The 18400-nt window shown below is 74.7% G+C and carries 17 protein-coding genes; 11 read left to right on the top strand and 6 right to left on the bottom strand.

From position 1 onward, the window contains the following. Positions 1-36 precede the first annotated feature (36 nt). Entirely contained in the window at positions 37-429 is a 393-nt protein-coding gene (locus ACFRAV_RS21930; RefSeq protein ID WP_382557953.1) for a twitching motility protein PilT, read from the bottom strand. After that, on the bottom strand, positions 426-692 hold the full coding sequence (locus ACFRAV_RS21925; protein ID WP_382557952.1) for a hypothetical protein: 267 nt from the start codon (positions 690-692) through the stop codon (positions 426-428). The genes ACFRAV_RS21930 and ACFRAV_RS21925 overlap by 4 nt, the downstream gene beginning before the upstream one ends. 383 nt (positions 693-1075) lie before the next feature. Here ACFRAV_RS21925 and ACFRAV_RS21920 point away from each other — a divergent pair, with 383 nt between their 5' ends. Continuing rightward, positions 1076-2065, top strand: a complete 990-nt coding sequence (locus tag ACFRAV_RS21920; protein ID WP_382557951.1) for a DUF5937 family protein — start codon at positions 1076-1078, stop codon at positions 2063-2065. Positions 2066-2110: 45 nt separating this feature from the next. Here ACFRAV_RS21920 and ACFRAV_RS21915 read toward each other — a convergent pair whose 3' ends face one another. Continuing rightward, positions 2111-2563 carry a VOC family protein gene (locus tag ACFRAV_RS21915; RefSeq protein ID WP_382557950.1) on the bottom strand — a complete coding sequence of 151 codons (453 nt, stop codon included), beginning with the start codon at positions 2561-2563 and terminating at the stop codon, positions 2111-2113. A 211-nt stretch (positions 2564-2774) separates the two neighbouring features. On the opposite strand from ACFRAV_RS21915, the gene ACFRAV_RS21910 reads away from it, so the two are divergent. After that, positions 2775-3374 (top strand): adenylate kinase, encoded by a 600-nt coding sequence (locus ACFRAV_RS21910; RefSeq protein ID WP_382557949.1) that lies wholly within the window; start codon positions 2775-2777, stop codon positions 3372-3374. 121 nt (positions 3375-3495) lie between these two features. Here ACFRAV_RS21910 and ACFRAV_RS21905 read toward each other — a convergent pair whose 3' ends face one another. Together ACFRAV_RS21905 and ACFRAV_RS21900 are read right to left on the bottom strand one after the other, a co-directional pair. Continuing rightward, positions 3496-4566 carry a hypothetical protein gene (locus ACFRAV_RS21905; RefSeq protein WP_382557968.1) on the bottom strand — a complete coding sequence of 357 codons (1071 nt, stop codon included), beginning with the start codon at positions 4564-4566 and terminating at the stop codon, positions 3496-3498. A gap of 132 nt (positions 4567-4698) precedes the next feature. Continuing rightward, positions 4699-5856: a hypothetical protein gene (locus tag ACFRAV_RS21900; RefSeq protein WP_382557948.1), complete on the bottom strand. Its 1158-nt coding sequence runs from the start codon at positions 5854-5856 to the stop codon at positions 4699-4701. Positions 5857-6290: 434 nt separating this feature from the next. Here ACFRAV_RS21900 and ACFRAV_RS21895 point away from each other — a divergent pair, with 434 nt between their 5' ends. The 3 genes from ACFRAV_RS21895 to ACFRAV_RS21885 all read left to right on the top strand — a co-directional run bounded on the left by ACFRAV_RS21895 (position 6291) and on the right by ACFRAV_RS21885 (position 12677). Next, complete coding sequence (locus tag ACFRAV_RS21895; protein ID WP_382557947.1) at positions 6291-8684, top strand: FhaA domain-containing protein; 2394 nt, start codon at positions 6291-6293, stop codon at positions 8682-8684. A gap of 166 nt (positions 8685-8850) precedes the next feature. Beyond that, complete coding sequence (locus ACFRAV_RS21890; protein ID WP_382557946.1) at positions 8851-9447, top strand: NAD(P)H-dependent oxidoreductase; 597 nt, start codon at positions 8851-8853, stop codon at positions 9445-9447. A 551-nt stretch (positions 9448-9998) separates the two neighbouring features. Continuing rightward, complete coding sequence (locus ACFRAV_RS21885) at positions 9999-12677, top strand: LuxR C-terminal-related transcriptional regulator (protein WP_382557967.1); 2679 nt, start codon at positions 9999-10001, stop codon at positions 12675-12677. 47 nt (positions 12678-12724) lie between these two features. On the opposite strand, the gene ACFRAV_RS21880 is transcribed toward ACFRAV_RS21885, so the two are convergent. Continuing rightward, positions 12725-14131 carry a DUF2252 domain-containing protein gene (locus ACFRAV_RS21880; protein WP_382557945.1) on the bottom strand — a complete coding sequence of 469 codons (1407 nt, stop codon included), beginning with the start codon at positions 14129-14131 and terminating at the stop codon, positions 12725-12727. Between the two features lie 279 nt (positions 14132-14410). Here ACFRAV_RS21880 and ACFRAV_RS21875 point away from each other — a divergent pair, with 279 nt between their 5' ends. The 6 genes from ACFRAV_RS21875 to ACFRAV_RS21850 all read left to right on the top strand — a co-directional run bounded on the left by ACFRAV_RS21875 (position 14411) and on the right by ACFRAV_RS21850 (position 18257). Then, entirely contained in the window at positions 14411-14839 is a 429-nt protein-coding gene (locus ACFRAV_RS21875; RefSeq protein WP_382557944.1) for a hypothetical protein, read from the top strand. 132 nt (positions 14840-14971) lie between these two features. Continuing rightward, a complete protein-coding gene (locus tag ACFRAV_RS21870) occupies positions 14972-16297 on the top strand; it encodes a diacylglycerol/lipid kinase family protein (RefSeq protein ID WP_382557943.1) in 1326 nt (441 codons plus the stop codon). Between the two features lie 12 nt (positions 16298-16309). Continuing rightward, positions 16310-16822, top strand: coding sequence for a hypothetical protein (locus ACFRAV_RS21865; RefSeq protein WP_382557942.1), 513 nt, complete (start codon positions 16310-16312; stop codon positions 16820-16822). Positions 16823-16964: 142 nt separating this feature from the next. Next, positions 16965-17162: a hypothetical protein gene (locus ACFRAV_RS21860; protein ID WP_108954570.1), complete on the top strand. Its 198-nt coding sequence runs from the start codon at positions 16965-16967 to the stop codon at positions 17160-17162. 156 nt (positions 17163-17318) lie between these two features. After that, on the top strand, positions 17319-17786 hold the full coding sequence (locus tag ACFRAV_RS21855) for a PLDc N-terminal domain-containing protein (protein ID WP_382557941.1): 468 nt from the start codon (positions 17319-17321) through the stop codon (positions 17784-17786). 54 nt (positions 17787-17840) lie between these two features. After that, positions 17841-18257: a hypothetical protein gene (locus ACFRAV_RS21850; protein ID WP_382557940.1), complete on the top strand. Its 417-nt coding sequence runs from the start codon at positions 17841-17843 to the stop codon at positions 18255-18257. The last annotated feature ends 143 nt before the right edge of the window (positions 18258-18400 follow it).

The raw sequence follows: 18400 nt of genomic DNA, 5'->3' as shown, positions 1-18400 counted from the left end.
GCACTGACCCTTCCACGGCCGGAGGGTCGCGGGTGGTCAGACGGTGCGGATGACGGAAGCGGGCTTGATGTCCTGGGCATCGATGAGGGTGCGGATGTCGTCCGGGTCGGAGGTCCAGACAATGGCGCCGAGGGTGGCCGCCATCACGACGACGGTGGCGTCGACGACATCGGCAGTGCCCGCCTTGCCGCAGAGGATGCCCGCCGCCTTGGCGGTCTGCAGTCCCACGGGCGCGACGTTGCATCCGGCGAGGAACCGGCCGAGCCGGACCTGACGCCGGGAGTCCCGCCACGCCTGGCTCACGACGACGGAGGGGACGTGGATGTCGCGCCCGTCCTCCAATGCCAGGTGGTGGCGGGCCCACATGCGCCGGTCACCGTTGTCGATGGCGATGAGCGCACCAGCGTCGTAAAGGTAGGGGATGTTCACGCGGCGGAGGCTCCCGTGGTGCTGAGATACTCGGCGTCGGCGTCGGCCATTTCGGCGCGGGCGTCGGCGAGCTCTTCGGGGGTGAAGGCACTGTTCTCCGCCTGCCACTCCTTGACCACGGCCCGTCCGGCGCGTAGCCGCAGCTCGCGCTCGGCTGCTCCGGCGACGAGCCGGGACAGCGGGATGCCTTCTTCCTCGGCGGCGCTTGCCAAGGCCGCGACCAAGGACTCATCGAGGGTGATCGTCACCTTCTTGGTAGCCATACAAACACCATACCTCGGTATGGCATCGTGTGGATCGCAAGTCTGCTGGTTGGTTGTCGGCTCGTGGGGCCCGCCAGCCGTCTCCGCAGGTGGCAGCCCTCTGGGCGGCGTTCCGCTTCAACGCGCCAGGGCTCTCGCAGCTCGGCGCTCGGTAGAGCCGGCAGTGCCTAGGTCAGCGGGGTCGGTCCGGTGGTCGTGGTCCGGTGCGCGGTCACCCTGGGCGGCGGCGCGGCGGGGTGCCGAGAGCGTGACAGCGGACCGAGCCCTCGACCGGGCTGACGCTGCGGCCTCTGCCAAGGGGGCGTCGAGGCGGGGCGGGAGTCGTCGGACGGAGCCGGTCCGCGGTCGGTCGGCTGAGACGGGTCGGCGGTAGCCTGCTCGGCGTGCCGCAGAAGTACGTCGAGTTCCGTCTCGCATCGGAGGACATCTCCACCGTCCGGTTCGGCGTGTCGCCGGGGCATGAGATCGTCCACGCCGTGCGAACCCTCAGCCGGCCGCAGGAGCAGCCGCTGCAGTGGGGATGGGTCCGGGCCGTGCGTGCCGACGTCCCGCGGGAGACCCTCGAGTTGCTGCGCCTCGTCGTGGGCGAGGACGGGTACGCGCCCGATCTGTTCACCTCGCCCGCGTCGTGGGATCTCACGCCCGCGGACGAGATCGAGCGACTGCGGCAGGCGCCGCTCCAGCCGATCTCGGTGGACCTGCGCAAGCGCGCGGTCCGCAGCGCCGGCGTCGCGCGGGCCGCGCTCGAGAGGATGGCGGACGATCCCGAGAGGATCCGCGCCGTGATCGTGCGCCACGTCGAGGCGCTGTGGGAGACCGCACTCGCGCCGTACTGGGCGCAGATCGAACGCATCCTGCATGCGGACATCGGCTCCCGGGTGCGACGGATGACCACGGACGGCCTGGCCGGGATGGCGGCCGACCTCGGCGAAGCGGTTGAGTGGAGCGCCGACACCGGCTTCGACACCGTGCGCGTGCGGATGGAACGGCACGAGGAGGTCGTCGACTGCCAGGGGCGGGGCCTCGTGCTCGTGCCGTCGTTCTTCGCACGCCACTGCGCGGTGCTCACGGAGCCGCCCGCGCAGCCGACGCTGTTCCACCCCGCGCTCGGTGTGTCCGAGGTGTGGCACCGTGCCGATTCGGCGGACGCGCTGGCGGGCCTGCTCGGGGAGAGCCGTGCGGCGGTGCTCCTCGCGCTCGGCGCGCCGCTGTCGACGACGGAGACCGCGGGAGAGGCAGGGATAGCGGCTTCCACCGCGTCCCACCATCTCGACGCCCTGCGCGCCGCCGGGCTCATCGCGTCCCGGCGCGCCGGGCGGCGCGTGCTGCACGCGCGTACGCCGCTCGGCGACGCGCTCGTCCACCGCGTCTGACGTGGCGGACGAGCGCGGCCGGGCCGCAGCGGAGGCCGCGGAGGGTCACCGCCCGGGAACGGGGTCCGGTCCCGTGCCGTGCTCGGCGACGTACGCCTGCGGACCCTGCTCGGCGGCCTGGGGCTCCATGTAGAGGAACTCGAGGATGTTGCCGTCCGGGTCCTCGAGGGAGCGCCCGTACATGAACCCGTGGTCCTGCGCGGGGCGCGGCTCGCGGCCGCCGGCGGTGACACCGGCGTCGACGGTCGTGTCGACGTGCTCCCGCGAGTCGCGCGAGAACGACACCAGCGCCTGGGCGACCTTGTGCGGGTCGGCGATCTCCTTGTCCGTGAACTGGGAGAAGTGTCCGTGGGTGAGCACCATGAAGTTCGTGTGCTCGTCCCAGATGACGCAGGCGGCGTTCTCGTCGGTGAACATGGGGTTGATGTCGCAGCCGAGCGCCGTGTAGAAGGCCTTGCTGCGCTCGAGGTCGGTCGTGGTGAGGTTGACGAAGATCATGAGGTCTCCTGATGTCGGACTGGCCGTTCCTGCCGTTGCCTTACGGAGATCAGGCTGGCACCAGGGGCGTGGACGTCCCATCGATTCGACCGACGTCGAAAGGTCACGCGGTTCCGTGCGGCGACTGGTCATGGCCCCAGAGCCGACAGGGTCGTCCGGCAAGGGGGAGGGGCGCCCCTCGGTCGGTGTTCCGGTTGAATGGCGCGTCGGAGTGGTGGTCGAGCCGGAGGGGGCGGACGGGGTGCGGCGGGTCTCGGTGGTGGGGTGCTCGGGGTCGGGCAAGTCGACGGTGGCGGGGCGGCTCTCCGGGATACTCGGTGTGCCGCACGTCGAGCTGGACGCGTTGCACTGGGGGCCCGGCTGGACCGAGGCCTCGGCCGAGGAGCTGAGCGAACGGGTCCGGCGGGCCACGGCAGCCGACGCCTGGATCGTGGACGGCAACTACCAGAGCAAGATCGGCACCCTGGTGTGGGAGCGGGCGGACACCGTCGTATGGGTGAACCCCTCCCGGTGGCGGGTGCTGTGGCGCGCCCTGAGCCGGACCGTGCGGCGGGCGGCGACCGGCCAGGAGTTGTGGAACGGCAACCGTGAGACGTGGCGCGGTCTGATGTTCTGGCGCGGCGAGGACTCCATCCTGTGGTGGGCGTGGTCCTCGTATCCGGGCGTCCAGAAGCGTTACGAGGAGGCCATGCGCGATCCACGGGCCGCGCACCTGGTCTTCCACCGGCTGAGGACGGCGAAGGAGGTCGAGGACTTCCTGGCCGGCCTCGCGCGCGACCGTCACGATCGTCACGACCGCCCGGAGGGGTAGCCCACGAGGGCGGTCCGATGCAGGGGAGTCCTCACACGACCCCGGCGTGCCGTGGGCCGTGGGGCGGCGGCCGGCCGGAGTCGTGTCAGCGGCTCAGCGGTTCTCAGCGGCTCGGTGGTCCTCAGCGGTCCTCGCCGTGCCGCGGGAGTTCCAGTTCCAGCGGGCCGCAGCCGAGGCGGGCGGCCTCGGCCTCGACGTAGCGGGGGAAGAGGTCGCGCACGTCCGCGCTCGCCCCGCTCTGCGAGGCACGGACGACGAAGGCCGTCTCGCCCGTCGGGCAAGGGGCCACGAAGATGCCGAGGTTGGTGCCGAGGCCGCCGAACCCGACGGCGGAGCGCACCCGGTCGCCCTCGTACAGCGCCGCCTTCCTGAACATCCCGGTCAGCCTCGGGTCCTCGACGGTCATCAGGCGCTGCCTCGGCTGCGAGAGGGAGATGTCCCGGTCGCAGGTGCGCACGGGGCCGTGCCCGACGGTGATCAGGGGAGCCTGGTGTGGCCGGCGCGCCTTCGGCAGGGTCAGCCCCTTGACGCCGCAGAGCGCGTCAGGCTTCTCGCCGCGGGTGTAGCGAGCGGCCTCCGGCAGGCGTTCGACAGGATCGGCGATCGTGCCGGCGCAGCCGAGGTCCTCGCCGACCTTGTTGACGAGTTTCACGACGATGCGGGCCATTGCGTCACGCTCCTCGGTGCCCGGCTCCCTGTCGGTGACCCACGTGCCCTGGGCGACGTCCACGACGGTCGGCCCCTCGTCCTTGCCGGGGCGCCCCAGACAGCCGTCCGGGAGGGCGAGCCAGGCGCGGTTGTCCGAGGCCATGCCCAGCAGGCCCCCGCCGAGCGGAGTGAGACGAGCGGACAGGAACTCCTCGGTCCACTGGTCGTCGCCGCCCTGGCGGTCGTCCAGCCGGTGCACCCGGACGGTCAGTGCCCACGCGTCGCCGTCGCTGTTCGTGAGCCGGCAGCCGCCGGCGGGACCGGTCGTCGACTGCTCGTTGTGAAGAACGGGAGCGTCGACCGCCGTGACGTTCTCCGGCTCGCGGAACGTCGCCGCGAGGTCGTCGCGGGACAGGGCGCCCCAGCACAGCTCGTCCGGCGCGAACGGTCCGGCCTGCGTCTGCCAGGCCACCGCGCCGGCGCCGAGAAGCATCCCGGCCAGGCCCGCGGCCAGCAACGGGCGCACCCGGCCGCGCAGCAGCACACCCAAGTGCCACCAGCGTGGGGGTCGTTCACCCGGTGTGTCCCGGCCGACGGCCGGAGGTCGGCGGGGGGGTCTGCGGCTCGGGCTCGGGCTCGGGCCGGGGGGAGGCGTTCGACTCGTCCGCGGTGCTGCTCACCGGTCGGCTCCCTCGGGGTCGCTGGCGTCGCTGGGGGCGATGGGGGCGCAGCCCAGGCGGGCAGCGGCCGCGTCGGCGAAGGCGGCGAGATGGCGGAGGTCGGTGGAGACGCCGTTCGCCGTGAGGACGACGGTCCGGCCGGCGCACTCGGCCCGCACGACCGCGTACTCCTTGCCGAGGCTGCCCGTGCCGCGCCAGCCACGGGCCACCGGCCGCTGCCCCGTGACGCCGTCGAACACCGCGGCCAGCCGGGGCTGTGCGACCGCCGCCAGGTCCAGGTAGGGCGTGCCGTCCTTGTCGCTGCGGACACTGCACGTCTGCAGGTCCCGGGTAAACGCGCCGATCCGGTACTCGAGCCTCTCCATGCCGAGGTACAGGCCGCGGACGCCGCAGACGTCCTCTTCGGAGCCGATGAAGCTCTCCTCGGCACCCGGCAGGTCGAGGAGCGGTGAAGTGACCTCCAGCGGCTCGTCGGGCGCGCAGCCGGCGGCCGCCATACCGCGGTTGGCCACCTCCACGAGGAGGACCGCCGCCTGCCGGGCGCCGCCCAGGTCGGCCGGGCTGTCCGTCGTGTACGAGGAGCCGCTGGTGTAGACGCCGGAGGTCCGCAGGGTGACGACGGTCGGCCGGCCGTCCTCGGTGTCGCAGGACTCCGGGAGGACCAGCAGGCCACCGTGCGCGTTCACCGTGCCCGGCAGGCCGTCCGGGAGCGGGACCACGTCACCGCCCAGGAAGCCGTCCCGCAGCTTCTCGAAGCGGGGCTCCGCGGCCTCGGGGAGCGGGCCGTACTCGACGGTCACCCGCTCGTCGCTGGTGACCTCGTCGCCGTCGTAACCGCTCGTGTAGTCGGCGGCGATGACGATCTCGCAGCTGCCGGTCGGGCGCTCGTGGGTGGGAGCCGTCTCCTCGCTGGTCCGTGAACCCTCGTCGTCCTCGCCGAAGGCCTCGTCGCCGAGGAAGCCGGGACCGCTGTCCTCCTCCCACGCACCCCAGCAGTAACGTTCCTTCGGCCACGGCCAGGTGTCCGCCGCCCAGGTGCCGAGGCCGGTACCGGCCAGGACGAGCACCACGGCCGACGTCAGCAGCAGCCGACCGCGCCCGCTGTGCGGCAACCGCCCGCGCAGCAGGCCGGCTTTCGCGCGCGCCTCGTCCATCCCGTCACCCCCGTGATCCCCTCGGTCGGGCGAGTGTAGCGCCGCCGTCACTCAGCGCGTCGGGGCGGGGACGGTGCGGCACCGGTGCTCGGACGAGGTGACGGGACCTCGAGGCCGCCCGCCGGAGCGCCGGCGCGCCCGGCCGTGTCGCCCCGGCCTCGCGGCCCGCGATCTCCTCCGGCGACAAGCCCCGGCCGGCCGGAGGGAGGAGCGGCAAGGCGGGGAGATTGCCGCCGCCTGCGGGGTGCGGCCGGTCCGGGGCGCGTGTGCGTGGCGTCGCCCGGGAGGGGCCGGTCCGGCGACCGATCCGGTGAATTACAGCGACACGCCGCGTCTAATCACGCTGTGTGGCTATATCACCACTATCCGCAATCTCTTCGGATCGTCTGATCAAGTCACGGCGGATCGTCACCCCGGAGGCCGTAGTGGGGGCGTTGGACAAAATAGAACGCAGCTTCGAGACCATGGTGAACGGGGCGTTCGCCAAAGTGTTCAAGTCCGCGGTCCAGCCCGTGGAGTACATCGGCGCGCTCAAACGCGAGTGCGACATCAATGCCAGGATCTGGGACCGCGACTGCGTCATCGTGCCCAACTGCTTCGTCATCGAGCTGAACCCGGGCGATCACGAGGTGCAGAGCTCGTGCCTGGTCATGCTCGGTGAGGAGCTGGTGCACAAGCTCCGCGAGTACGCCGAGCAGCAGCACTACTCGTTCGTGGGCCCGCTGAAGGTGCAGCTGCAGCGGACCCAGCGGCTGAAGGCCGGACGGTTCCGCGTGCGCAGCCGCATCGAGGTCCCTCCCGACGTGCAGCGCGCCCTGCAGGCCAACGAGCGCTACCACACCACGTACGCGATGTCGGCCGTGATGGGCAAGGAACGAGGCCCGGCCTGGCAGCCGCCCCCGCACGTCGTGAGGGAGGAGAAGCGGGTGCTGACCGTCGAGCAGTTCATATCCCTCGGCCTGACGTTCACCCAGGACGGCATGCTCGCCCGTGTCTACCCGCCGAGCGCTCCCACCGGCTCGGTGAAGCCGCCGCCACGCCTGCTGGAGTCCGGTACGGACCACACGGGGGTGGCCGTGATGGCGGGAGCGGGCCCGGAGCCACGCGCCCTGCCTCCCGCGTACGGGATACCTCCCGCGCTCCCTCCTGCTCACGGGGTGCGTCCCGCGCTCGTCCCCGCGGACGTCGGCCGTACGGCCCGCCGGGGGCGGGAGGCCGGCCGACGGCACCTCGCCAACCCGCCCGAGCCGTGGGGCGGGCGCCTGACCACGGGGGGACCGCCGGTCCCTCCCGTGGCCCTCGACGGTCCGCCGCGCGCGGACGCCGCCCGCCTCCGGTCCGGCCGCCGGACCCTGCCGCCGGCCGGGGAACAGGGCCGTCGTCATGCCGCCGACCCGGTGCCCGACCGATCTCCCACCCCTGCGAAAGGACCCACCGTGACCAACGACCGCGACGCCTCCGGCGGCAGCCCCACGCCCGACGGGAGGCCGGAGGGATCCGACGGAGCCGACCTCGTGCCCACTCCCGCGCAGGCCCCGGCCGAGGAGCACCCGAACGGCGTGGGGCAGGCGCCCCCGCCACCCGGCGGGGCGCAGCAGCATCACGCCGCGCCGGTCGCGCACGGCATCGGTCCCGGCATCGGTCCCGGCGGCGGTCCCGGCGGTGGTCCGGGTGCCGGCCCCGGCGTGGAGCACCCGCCGCCGCCCCCGCACGCCCCGCAGGTGGGCTGGGGCGGGTACGCGCCGCCGCACGGCGCTCCGGGGATGCCGCAGTCCTACGGGCCGCAGGCGCACTACGGTCAGGCGCACTGGCCGGCGCCGGACCCGGGCGCCCGTGCCGGGGTCCTGGGGCTCAGCGCCGCGGTCGAGCTCTCCTCCGACCGTCTGCTGCGCAAGCGGGCCGGCGAGCGCCGCGGCCTGAACCGTCTGCGCATCGGCGGCAGGAAGGCGGAGCGGGAGCGGGAGCAGAAGCTGGCCGTCCTGCGCACCCCGGTGACCCAGTGCCACAAGATCGCCGTCATCAGCCTGAAGGGCGGGGTCGGCAAGACGACCACCACGACCGCGCTGGGGGCCACCCTCGCCACCGAGCGACAGGACCGCGTCGTCGCGATCGACGCCAACCCGGACGCCGGAACCCTCAGCCGGCGGGTGCGCTGCGGGACCAACGCCACCATCCGGGACCTGGTGGCCGAGATCCCGAACATCGACAACTACATGGCCGTCCGGCGCTTCACCTCCCAGTCGCCGAGCGGACTGGAGATCCTCGCCAACGAGGCGGACCCCGCGCTGTCCACGGCGTTCAGCGAGGAGGACTACCGGAAGGTGATCGGCTGCCTCGGCCAGCACTATCCGATCGTGCTCACCGACTCCGGCACCGGCCTGCTGCACAGCGCGATGCGGGGCATCCTGGACCACGCGGACCAGCTGATCCTGGTCGCCACGCCCAGCGTGGACGGCGCCACCAGCGCCAGCACCACCCTGGACTGGCTCAACGCGCACGGCTACGAGGACCTCGTCCACCGGAGCATCACGGTGATCTCCGAGGCCCGCCGGAAGAGCAGGAACGTGCGGGTGGACGACGTCGTGCACCACTTCCACGCCCGCTGCCGGGGCGTCGTGATCGTCCCCTTCGACGAGCACCTCGCCGCGGGTTCCGAGGTGGACCTGGAGCAGCTGAAGTCGCGGACCCGGGAGGCCTACTTCGACCTGGCGACGCTGGTGGCCGCGGACTTCCCCCGCACCCAGCCCGAGCCCGTCAGCTGGGGGGCCTCCTACCCGCACGCGGGGTACAACGCGGCCAGCATGTTCACCGCCCCCGCCTGGGGCTGACCGACGGCCCGCCGCCGACGACGGCCCCCGGACCCGCGCTCACGGCGCGCTCCGGGGGCCGTCGTCGATCCCGGCGGGCGGGCCGTTGTGGCGGCGCTGCCGCGGTGGAACAGTCGGGCCCGACGACGAGGGACGACGACCGACGACGAGGGACGGGGGAGTGGCGATGCGGGCAGGGGTGTACCTGGCTCATCCACGGGCGGGGAGCTTCAACCACGCGGTGTTCGACGCGGTGGTGGGGGAGCTGCGGGGCCGCGGCTGCGAGGTCGTCGCGCACGACCTGTGCGCCGAGGGGTTCCCGCCGGTGCTGTCGGCGCGGGAGACGGGGACCGTGGAGACCGGCGCCGCGGACGACGGCGACGAGCAGGTCGCGCTGCACCGCGCGGAGGTGGCCACGCTGGACGTCCTGGTCCTCGTCCACCCGAACTGGTGGGGCATGCCGCCGGCCGTGCTGGCCGGGTGGGTGCAGCGGGTGTTCGTGCCGGGCGTCGCGTACAAGCTGGGCACCGCGGAGGGCGAGCCGGACGGCATGCTGCGGGCCCGCCGGGCGCTGGTGCTGAACACCTCCGACACCCCCGCCGAGAGGGAGGACGCCGTGTTCGGCGATCCGCTGGAGCGGATCTGGGCGGCGTGCGTCCTGCCGTACGTGGGGGTCGAGGACGTCCGCCGGGTCGTGTTCCGGACGGTCACCGGCTCCGACGACGCGACCCGTGAGGCATGGCTCGGGGAGGCACGCCGGCACGCGGCCGCCCTGCTGGAGTGACGTGGCTCCGTGCTCCTGGCCTGCGGTGCCGGGGTCCGGCGCGCGGACCGCACACGTTTCGCACGCCGCGCGCGGCGGCCGGAGGGCTGGGATGCTGGAGACGTGGCCGGGCGTCCCATGCCCTGCGGACAGTGGTGGTGAGCGCTGTGGCAGAGAAGCGGAGCGGGACCGGGGGTGGAAGCGATCACGGGGCCGGGAGCGGGGCGGTTTCCGCGAAGGATCGCGGTGCGGGCCCGGCGCCGGGTCCTGATGCGGGGACGGTGCCGGGTCCTGGTGCGAGCGCCGTGCCGGATACCGGTGCGAGCACGGTGCAGGAACCGCCGGCCGAGGGGCCGGCGGACGCCCAGGCGGAGCCGGACGCCGGGCGAGGGACGGCACCGCCGCCGGAGCCCTCGCCAGAGCCGCCGGAGCCTCCCGGGGAGCCGCCGGTGCTGCTGGAGCCTCCTGGGGAGCCGCCGGTGCTGCTGGAACCTCCCGGGGAGCCGCCGGAGTCGGCGGGACCTCCCGCGGAGCCGGCCGGGCCCACCGGGCCCACCGGGCGGACCAGGCCCATCCGGCCGGCCGAGGAATGGCCCGCGGACCCGTTCCTGCGGACCCGGATCGTGCCGCCGGTGCGGCCCGCCACCTACCTGCCGCGCCCGCGGCTGCTGCGGCACCTGGACCGGGCGCTGCGGACCCCGCTCACGCTGGTCGACGGGCCGGCCGGCGCGGGCAAGACCCTGCTGACGGCCGACTGGGTCGCCGGCCTCCGGGAGCCGGTCGCCTGGCTCACCGTCGAGGCGGGCGACGAGCGGCCGGGCGTGTTCTGGGCGTACCTGCTCAGGGCGCTCCGCGGCTGCGGCGCGCTCGGCCCCGGCCCGCTCCCGGCGGACGCCGCCCAGATGGACGGCAGGCTGCTGGCGGCGCTGGCCGCCGAGCTGGACGAGGGCGGGCGGCCCGTGGTCGTCGTGCTCGACGAGTTCGACCGGGTGGACGCCCCGGAGGTCGCCGAGCAGCTGGAGTTCGTCCTGCACCACGCCGGGCCCTGCCTGCACCTGGTCCTGGTCACCCGCACCGAGCCGCTGCTCCCCCTGCACCGCTACCGGGCGGCCGGCGAACTGACCGAGATCCGGGCCGCCGACCTGGCGTTCACGCCCGAGGAGGCCGTCTCCCTGCTGGAGCTGCACGGACTGGGCCTCACGGCGCCGACCGCGCGCGCCCTGGTGGACCGCACCCGCGGCTGGGCGGCCGGGCTCGGCCTGTCCGCACTGGCGGCGCGGGAGAGCGCCGACCCGGAGGGCTACCTGAAGGAGTTCGAGGCGGGCCACAGCGCGATCGCGGACTTCCTGCTGGCCGAGGTGCTGGAGGGGCGGACGGAGCGGACGCAGGACCTGCTGCTGCGGGTGAGCGTCCTGGAACGGTTCTGCCCCGACCTGGCGAACGCGCTGACCGGCCGGGTCGACGCCGAGCCGCTGCTCGTCGACCTGCACCGGGCGAACGCCTTCGTCGAGGACCTCGGACACTCCTGGTACCGGCTCCACCCGCTGTTCGGCGAGATCCTGCGGGCCCACCTGCGGGTGCGCCTGCCCGGCGTCGAACCGGAGCTGCACCGGCGGGCCGCACGGTGGCTGCACCGGTCGGGGTTCCTCCCGGAGACCCTGGCCCACAGCGCCGCGGCGGGGGAGTGGGACTTCGCGGCCGGCGCGCTCGTCGGCGACCTCGCCATCGGCCGCCTCTTCACCGGGCTGCGCGCCGGCGACCTGACGGAACTGTTCTCCGGCATGACGCCCGAGGCCCGGACGCCCGCGACGGACCTGGTGCGGGCGGCCCGCGACCTGTCACGGTGCGACCCGCAGCGGGCGGTGGCCCGCCTGCGCCGCGTCGAGGCGGGCCTGCCCGAGGGACGCTTCCCCGAGGAGTGCCTGGCCGACGGCACGCCCGACCCGGCCGCCGCACGGCTCAGCCGCGCGCTGCTGGAGGCGCTGGCCGCACGGCTGTCCGGCAGCCCGGCGCGCGCCGACGAGGCCGCCCGGGCCGCCGACGAGCTGCGGCGGGAGGTTCCCGAGCGCCTCCTGGCGGAGCACCCCGAGCTGACCGCCCTCCTGCTCACCCACGTGGGGTCGGCACGCCTGTGGGCCGGACGGTTCGAGGCCGCGCGCGCCGCCCTGACCGCCGTGGTGCGCACCCCCGCCGGCCCCTCCACCGTGCTGCCCCGGGAGGACGCGCTGGCACACCTGGCGCTGCTCGACCACCTCACCGGCTGGACCGGCCGGGCGGAGCGCAGAGCCTCGGCCGCGCTGGCCGAGGAGGAGCGGGCAGGACTGGCCGGGCCCTCCGGCTCCGGCCTCGCCCGGCTGGTGCTGGCCGTCGTGGCCGTGGACCGTCACGAGCTGGACCGGGCCAGGGAGCTGCTCGGCGCGGCCGACCCGGCGTCCGGCCACCTCGGCACGGGCGCCCGCGACCCGGTGCCGGCCGCCGCCAGGGCCCTCGCCACCGCCCGTCTGCTGCTCGCCGAGGGCAAGGCCCGGGCCGCCGCCGAGGCCGTGGACGCGCCGGTCGCCGCCGTCGTAGCCTCGCCGTGGGCGTCCGGGCACGCGGCGGTCGTCACCGCCGCCGCCCACCTGGCCGAGGGGCGCCCGGACGCGGCCGCGGCCCTGCTCGACGGCGTGCCCGGCGACCAGCCGGCCTGCGCCGTGGAGGCGGCGGCGGTCCAGCTCGCCGCCGGGCGCGCCAAGGCCGCCGCCGGGCTGCTCGACGGTCTGCGCGCCCACGGCGGGGCGGGTCCGGCGGTGGCGGTGCGGGCCGCGCTGGTGCGCGCCGGGGCGGCGGACGCCGCGGGGGACGGGGCCACCGCGCGCAAGCTGGTCGAGCGGGCCCTCCTCGACGCCCGGCGGGAGCAGCTGCGGCGTCCCTTCCTCGACGCCGGGGCGTGGATCCGGCCGGTCCTGGCCTCCGGCGGGACCCGCGAACTGGCGGCGGGCTGGCTCACGCCCGGGCCGTCGGTGCGGCACGGGGAGCGGCCGTCGCCGTCGCCCTCGCCGGCCCCGGACCTCGTCGCGGCCGAGCTGAGCGGGCGGGAGCGGGACGTGCTGGTGCGGCTGGCCGGGATGATGTCCACCGAGGAGATCGCCGCCGACCTCCACGTGTCGGTCAACACGGTGAAGTCGCACCTCAAGAGCGTCTACCGGAAGCTGGCGGTGAACCGGCGCGGCGACGCGGTGCGCCGCGCCCGCGAGCTCGGGCTGCTCTGACCGCCGCCACCGGGCCGCCCGCCTCACAGGTGCCGTGAGCCTCCCCCTCACAGGTGCCGTGAGGGGAGGCGGCCCGAGGCGCAGGCGGCCCGGAGCGCCGCGTGATCGCGTTCGTTCTGGTCGGCGTAGGCCTGGGCGAACTCCGCCAGGGCCCGGTCGAAGCGGTCGCCGCCGCCCAGGTAGGCGGCGACGGCGACGGGATCGCCGGAACGGGCATGGGCCCGTGCCAGGCAGGCGCCGCACTGCCGGGCGAACAGGACGAGCAGCTCGAGGTCCATGGTCTCCGGCCGCGCGATGCCCTTCCAGTCCCACAGCTGGCGGACGTAGAAGTCCCGCTCCTGCCCGTCGAGGCCCACGACGTGCGTCCAGCCGAGGAAGATGTCGCTGGTCGTCTGCATCAGGTGCTGGCCGGTCACCACCCGGCGGCCCTGGTTCTCGTGCCGTTCGCCGTCCACGTGGTCGGCCAGGACGGACTCCTGCGCCTCCTTGGCCTGCAGCAGCAGGGGATCGTCGTCGTCCCGGCCGAGGAGCAGCACCACCCAGCAGCGGGTGCCGACGCTGCCGACGCCGACCACCTTCCTCGCCATGTCGACCAGGCGGTAGTGCCGCAGCAGGTGCCGGCGCTCGGGCGGCAGGGACGCCGCGTACCCGTCCAGGACCGCCCGCATCTCCTGCGCCCGCGCGGCCTCCGACGGGCGGTCGCGCAGCTCGTGCAGCGGGGTGAGCAGCGGGGGGTCCGAGGCGATGCGGCGGCCCTCGTGCGTCATCCGGGTCAGCTTGGCGAAGGCCTTCAGATGGGTCCGGGTGCGGGCCCGGTCGGCGGCCACGGCGGTGCGGCGGCCGGCCTCCGCGTCCGCCGTCGCGGCCAGCTCCCGGATCCGGTCGGCGTCGTCCTGCGCGTACCAGACGTCCAGGGTGCGCATGCCGGCGAACTGCCGCATCCGCTCCCGGTAGGCGCGCACACAGGCCCGCACGACCTCGTCCTGCCGCCGGACGGACAGGCCGTTCGCCCGGGCCGCCGTCACGAACCCGGACGCCAGACGCTTCACGTCCCACTCGAACGGGCCCTGATGGGTTTCGTCGAAGTCGTTGACGTCGAAGACCAGCCGCCGCTCGGGGGAGGCCAGCAACCGGAAGTTCAGCGGGTGGGCGTCACCGCACAGCTGCACCCGCAGCCCGGTGTCGGGCAGGGGCCCGAGGTCCGCCGCCATGATCGCCGCGGCGCCGCGGTAGAAGCGGAACGGCGACTCGAGCATGCGGCCGTAGCGGATCGGCACCAGCTCGGCGACCCGGGACCGCGACTGCTCCTCCAGCAGGCGGATCGGGTCGAAACGCCCCTTCGCCGGCTCGTACCGGCCGTGGCCCGACCGTGGAGCCCGGGCGCGCGCGTCCCTTCCGTGGGCCGCGCGCTCGGCGGGGGACAGGGACGGGGTGAAAGCGCTGGACTCGGTCATCGTCCGGCCTCCTGGTGGTGCGGACCGTGCGAGCCGTGCGGACTCCTACGGACCTGTGCGGACCTCCGCGGACCTCCGCGGACCTGTGCGGACCTGCGCGGACCTGCGCGGACCCGTGCGGACCCGTGCGGACACGGCGACTGGCCCTTCCATGGCACCACCCGCGGGTCCCGCGCGGCTCACCCCTGCCGGGTGAGGCCCGAGCGGGGTCCGCCGGTCCACGCTGACCTGGTACCCACCGGTCGCCGAGCGTCCGGACCACACGAAACGAGGTGCACGATGAGCGCGTCCCACACCACTCAGACCCGGTCGGCGCACACGGCCAAGCAGGGTTGGGCGAGCGGCCTGACCGCCTTCGCCGCCGTGATGCTGTTCCTCCTCGGCCTGCTCAACCTCTTCCGGGGGATCATGGCCATCGCGGAGGACGACGTCTTCGTCACCACTCCGAACTACGTGTTCCAGTTCGACCTGACGGGCTGGGGCTGGATCCACCTCATCCTCGGCGCCGTCGGGATCCTGCTCGCCGTCGGGCTGTTCAAGGACGCCACCTGGGCGCGGGTCGCCGGCGTGGCCATCGCCGCGCTGCTGATCATCGCCAACTTCCTGTCGCTGCCGTACTACCCGATCTGGTCGCTGGTGATGATCGCCATCGCGGGCTTCGTCATCTGGGCCCTGTGCGTCCACCGCGACGCCGGGTTCGACCGCTGAGGTCCGGTGTCCTCCGCGGAGAAGGCGGGACGACCGGTGACACCTGACGGCGGGAACCGGGACCGGACCGAGGCCGGACGGGAACCCGCGGCGACGGGGGCGGCGACAGCCGCCCCCGCGCTCGTGGGCCCCGTGGCACGGGCGCGGCTCGCCGTGCTCGCCCTGCTGGCGAGCGCGGCGGTGCCGCTGGTCGCCGCGGGCCTGCGGAGCGTGCTGTGGGCGCTGCTCGGCTTCGCCGGCCTGGCGCTCGCCGCGGCCGGCCTGTGGTGGATGCTGGCGCACACCGGCGTCCTGCGGGCCCTCGGGGCCCTCCTCGCGGTGGCCGCGCCGGTCGCCGTCCTGGTCCTGTTCGCCGTCGTCGGCATGCTCCTGCCCGCGCTGCTGTCCCTCGCCCTGTGGGCGCTCGCCTCCACGACGGCACGCACCGCCCTGGGGCCCGGAGCGGCCTCCGCCGCCGCACGGCAGCGGGGGCGGGCCCCCACCGAGGCGCCCCGCGCGCCCTGGGTGCTGATGAACCCGCGCTCCGGCGGAGGCAAGGTGGGCCGCTTCCACCTGGTGGAGAGGGCCGAGGCGGCGGGCTGCCGGGTCGTCCTGCTCGACGGGAGCCAGGACGTCGCCGCACTGGCCCGGCAGGCGGTCGCCGACGGGGCCGACCTCCTCGCGGTGGCGGGCGGCGACGGCACCCAGGCCCTGGTGGCGGAGGTCGCCGCGCGCCACGACGTGCCGTTCATGGTGATCCCGGCCGGCACCCGCAACCACTTCGCGCTCGACCTCGGCCTGGACCGCGAGGACCCGGCGGGCGCGCTCGACGCGCTGGCGCACGGGACCGAGATTCGGGTGGACCTGGGCTTCGCCGCGGACCGGGTCTTCGTCAACAACGCCTCCTTCGGCGTGTACGGGTTCGTCGTCACCGACCCCGCGTACCGCGACGCCAAGGCGGGCACCACCCTGCGCGCCCTGCCCGCGCTCCTCACCGGCGAGGACGCGCCCCGGCTGCGGATGCGGGCCGGCGACGTCGGCGTGGACGGGCTCCAGGCCCTGCTGGTCAGCAACAACCCCTACGGGCGCGCCGTCGACGCGGCCTCCCCCGGGCGCCGCGAACGGCTCGACACGGGACTGCTCGGAGTGGTGGGCGTACGGGTCGCCGACGCCGCCCAGGCCGCGGGACTCGTCCGGGGTCCGCACGCGGAGGGCCTGGTCCGGCTCACCGCGGAACAGGTCGTCGTCACGTCCGCCACGGACACCGCCCTGCCGGTCGGCATCGACGGCGAGCACGCCGTCCTGCCGTCGCCGGTGGTGTGCCGCGTCGAGCCCGGCGCGCTCCGGGTCCGCGTGCCGCGCCGGCGCCGACTGCGCCCGTCCCGCGCCACGGTCACCGACTGGCGGAAGGTCGCCCGACTGGCCCTGGGCCGCGCCCGGGAGACGGACGACGACGGTGACGGACGGGGACGACCCTGAAGGGAGAGGCCCGTGTCCACGATCGCAGGCACCCCCGGAGCACCGGACGGGGCGGGACGGACCCGGCAGGACTACACCGGCGGCATCCACGGATCCCTGCTCGCCGCCTCGGTGGTGATCGGCGCCGGCAGCCTGGGCCGGTTCCCGCGCCTGCACCTGGTGCTGCTCCTGCTGCTCACCGGCGTGGTGTTCTGGACCGCCCACGTGCACGCCCAGCTGTTCGGGGCGCGCCTGGCGCGGCACGCGCCGGACCGCCGGACGGTGCTGCACGTCTGCCGGGAGGAGTGGCCGATCGTCAAGGCCGCCGTCCCCCCGGCCGCGGCGGTGGCGGCCGGCGGGCTGCTCGGTCTGGACGTGCAGGGCTCCCTGTGGCTCGCGGTGTCGGTGGCCGTGGCCGGGCAGGTGGGCTGGTCGGTGGCCGCGGCGCGCAGCGCGGGCGCCCCCTGGCGTCTGGTCGCGGTCACCGCGTCGGTGAACCTGCTGCTCGGGCTGCTGATCATCTCCTTCAAGGTGGTCCTCAAGTGACCGGCCCGCGTACGGGTGACCCGCGTACCGGGTGACGGTCACCTCCGAGGGGTGAGGCACGCGGGGGAGCGGGGGTGGAGTATCGCGGGGAGAGGGCACCGTCGGACCTGCCGGAGACGCCTGATCCGGGGAAGGACACCTCGTGCGCTACGAGATCCGAGTCGAGGGACACCTGTCGGAGACGCTCGCCAGCACCTTCCAGGAGCTGGACCACGTGGTGATGGCCGGGCAGACGGTGCTGTACGGCCCCGTCGTCGACGAGGCCCACCTGTACGGCCTGCTGGCGCGCTGCCGGTCGCTGGGACTGCGGGTGGTGGAGATGCGGCAGCTCCCGGAATGACGTGGCGCGGCCGCACCGACGTGGCGCGGCCGGGCGGCCGCCGAGTCACCCGTGCCGGGTGAGGCCGGACCGCCGCCGCCGCGCGCACCCTGAACACCGGTACACCTCCGCTGCCGGGAGAAACCCTCCCGGAGCGGCGAGGGACGGAGGACGGACATGAACACCCCCACCTATCTGGCCTACGACTATCCCCTGCTGGGCGCCCTGTGGACCATGTTCGTCTTCTTCGTCTGGGTGATGTGGTTCGCCCTGCTGTTCCGGGTGGTCCTCGACATCTTCCGGGACGACGCGATGAGCGGCTGGGCGAAGGCCGGCTGGCTCGTGGTGTGCACGTTCGTGCCCTTCCTGGGCGTCTTCCTCTACGTGCTGATCCGCGGCAAGGGCATGGGCCGCCGGGAGCGCGACCGGGCGCGGGCACAGCGGGAGGAACTGTGGGAGTACTTCGCGGACGGCGGGGACGGCGGGCGGCGCAGCAGCGTGGACGAGCTGGCCCGGCTGTCGGAGATCCGCGCCAAGGGCGACATCACGGACGAGGAGTTCCGGCGGGCGAAGGAGCTGGTGCTGAGCGGCCACGGCCCGGCGGCCCCCGGCTCGTCCTCGTCCTCCGCCACCCCCGGCTCCTGAGCGTCCGGACACCGCGTCCCGACCGTCCGCCCCACGCGCGAAACGAGGCACACCATGACTCGGAAGCACGACCGGCCGGCCCGCACGGCGGGAGCGGGGACCTCCGACGGCCTGTGGTTCTTCGCCGCCGTGATGCTCCTGCTCGCCGGAGTCCTGGACCTGCTGCGGGGCGTGATGGGGATCGCCGGGGACGACGTCTTCGTCGCGGCGCCGCACTACGTGTTCGGGTTCACCCTGACCGCCTGGGGCTGGATCCACCTGGCCCTGGGCGTGCTGGGCGTGCTCGTCGCCCTCGGGCTGTTCCGCCGGGAGCGGTGGGGGCGGGTCGCCGGGGTGGCCGTCGCCGTCTTCCTGGTCGTCGCCTCCTTCCTCTCCCTGCCGTACTCGCCCCTGTGGTCGGTGGTGGTGATCGTGCTGGCGGCCTTCGTCGTCTGGGCCCTGTGCGGGGGCGGACGGCCCCGGGGGCACTGACCGGGCGGCCCCGGCCCGCAGCGGCATCGCTTCCGGCACCGCCCGGGGGCGGTGCCGTCGCCCTGCTCCGTGCCCGGACGGCGGCGGCTGCCGGACGGAACGGGCGAGGCGCCCGGCGTGCGGGCGAAAGCGCCCCGCCCACC

Source organism: Streptomyces sp. NPDC056600 (assembly GCF_042792855.1).
Classification (GTDB): domain Bacteria; phylum Actinomycetota; class Actinomycetes; order Streptomycetales; family Streptomycetaceae; genus Streptomyces.
The sequence above is the reverse complement of the archived record's forward strand: the minus strand, read 5'-3'. Positions and strand labels throughout refer to the sequence as shown.

Coding starts and splice junctions, on each gene's coding strand:
- ACFRAV_RS21875 (WP_382557944.1), top strand. CDS start 14,411: ATGAGCGCGTCCCACACCACTCAGACCCGGTCGGCGCACACGGCCAAG.
- ACFRAV_RS21925 (WP_382557952.1), bottom strand. CDS start 692: ATGGCTACCAAGAAGGTGACGATCACCCTCGATGAGTCCTTGGTCGCG.
- ACFRAV_RS21900 (WP_382557948.1), bottom strand. CDS start 5,856: ATGGACGAGGCGCGCGCGAAAGCCGGCCTGCTGCGCGGGCGGTTGCCG.
- ACFRAV_RS21890 (WP_382557946.1), top strand. CDS start 8,851: ATGCGGGCAGGGGTGTACCTGGCTCATCCACGGGCGGGGAGCTTCAAC.
- ACFRAV_RS21855 (WP_382557941.1), top strand. CDS start 17,319: ATGAACACCCCCACCTATCTGGCCTACGACTATCCCCTGCTGGGCGCC.
- ACFRAV_RS21880 (WP_382557945.1), bottom strand. CDS start 14,131: ATGACCGAGTCCAGCGCTTTCACCCCGTCCCTGTCCCCCGCCGAGCGC.
- ACFRAV_RS21850 (WP_382557940.1), top strand. CDS start 17,841: ATGACTCGGAAGCACGACCGGCCGGCCCGCACGGCGGGAGCGGGGACC.
- ACFRAV_RS21915 (WP_382557950.1), bottom strand. CDS start 2,563: ATGATCTTCGTCAACCTCACCACGACCGACCTCGAGCGCAGCAAGGCC.